This is a genomic window from Finegoldia magna (genome assembly GCF_018371055.1).
GTDB lineage: Bacteria > Bacillota > Clostridia > Tissierellales > Peptoniphilaceae > Finegoldia > Finegoldia magna_I.
Genome location: NZ_JAGYZD010000327.1, coordinates 1 through 1,440, shown reverse-complemented (window position 1 = coordinate 1,440; position 1,440 = coordinate 1). Strand labels below are relative to the sequence as shown.

2 protein-coding genes are annotated in these 1,440 nt (G+C 29.9%); both read right to left on the bottom strand.

Annotated elements, in window-relative coordinates:
- Positions 1-29: 29 nt before the first annotated feature.
- A complete protein-coding gene (locus tag KHW44_RS09600) occupies positions 30-683 on the bottom strand; it encodes a Crp/Fnr family transcriptional regulator (RefSeq protein ID WP_304068886.1) in 654 nt (217 codons plus the stop codon).
- A gap of 83 nt (positions 684-766) precedes the next feature.
- Positions 767-1,440 (bottom strand): capsular biosynthesis protein (locus KHW44_RS09595; RefSeq protein ID WP_304068884.1); only part of this gene is annotated, 674 nt, incomplete at its 5' end.

Here is a 1,440-nt window from a genome sequence, read left to right as displayed (position 1 = left end):
GTTTCTGTAACATAAGTTACATTTGTTCATTACAATAAGTTTTCCAATTCTTCTCTGTTTTTAATTTTAATTTCAGATCCGTTTAATTCAATAAGACCACTATCTTCCATGCTCAATAATTCCCTTGATAATGAAGGTCTGGTCGTAGCCATAAAATCTGCCATTTGTTGTCTTGTCATTCCAGTTTTTGATACGTCTTTTTTTTCTGTTTGAATTAAAAAAGTTGCGATTTTTTGCCTCAAAGAAAAACTAGACAACAATCTTACCTTGCTATTTAAGAAAAATGCTTTTTCTGCAAGAATTGTAACCAAATTGGTCATTATTTTATTTTTTATCGGAGTTGAGTCTTTAGAAATATCGAAGAAACTAACAGGAATTTCTAATATTTCACAATCAGTATTACAGACTAATGTAAAATCGCTGATTTTATTTAAATAAGAATACACTTCCGCCATGACTTCTCCATGGTTTTTGAAAATATTTACTACTGTATTTTTGCCATTTATATCCGTTTTTTCAAGACTTAGCTTGCCACTTTTTAAAACGTAGATTTTGTCGCAAACATCCCCCGGAGAAAAAACACATGAGTTTTTGTTGTATTTATTAAGTTTTGAATTTGATTCAACTACAAATTGTTCAAATTCGTCTTCTGTAAAATTTTTAAAAAGTTTTGAATTTATCATTTAATCACCATTATTTTTATACCCAATAATTTTATATGTACACTAAAAAACGCACCAGAATTTTCATTCTAATGCGTTTGGCTTTAAGCATATGGTAAATATTTTTTGTCGTCTGAATTGTATTTGGAGATTTCAACTGCTGCAACTGGATTAATTCCCAACGATTTTATGGCTTCTAATGTGTTTTTTATTTCTCCTAATCTTGAATCGTCTTTCTTGTAAAGTACGATTGCGTTTTGAATGTCTTTTGTCAAATCTGTAAGGTCCACTTTTTCTGAAATTGGACTTACAGCTGTAATTTTCTTATCGAAATTTGAATTGTATGCTTTGGCTAAATTTGATGTGTTTTGATCAAAACTAAACACACCAACATTGTCAAAACTGTCTATTCTTCTGTTCAATAATCTCAATGCGCTATTTGAACTTTCATTGTAATCATTTGAAAGTACGCTAACTGTTTCAAGTCCCAATTTGTTTTGCAATTGTTCTTTGCAGAAAATATTAGGATCTTTGTAATATGAGGCAAATGCATAAGCTAATCCGATTAACATCCCCAAGAACAATCCTATTGCAGTGTCCATTTTATTTACAAGTTGTTTGATTTTCTTCTTTGCATTAGGTGCATCAACGACTTGAATGTTATCTTTTTTCATTGTTTTTTTAGTCAAATCTGTAATAGCTTTTAATGATTCTTCCAATACTTTGTTAGTTTGTTCGGCACTTTCGCTTGAATATTCCATTTCAATAATTGATGTAG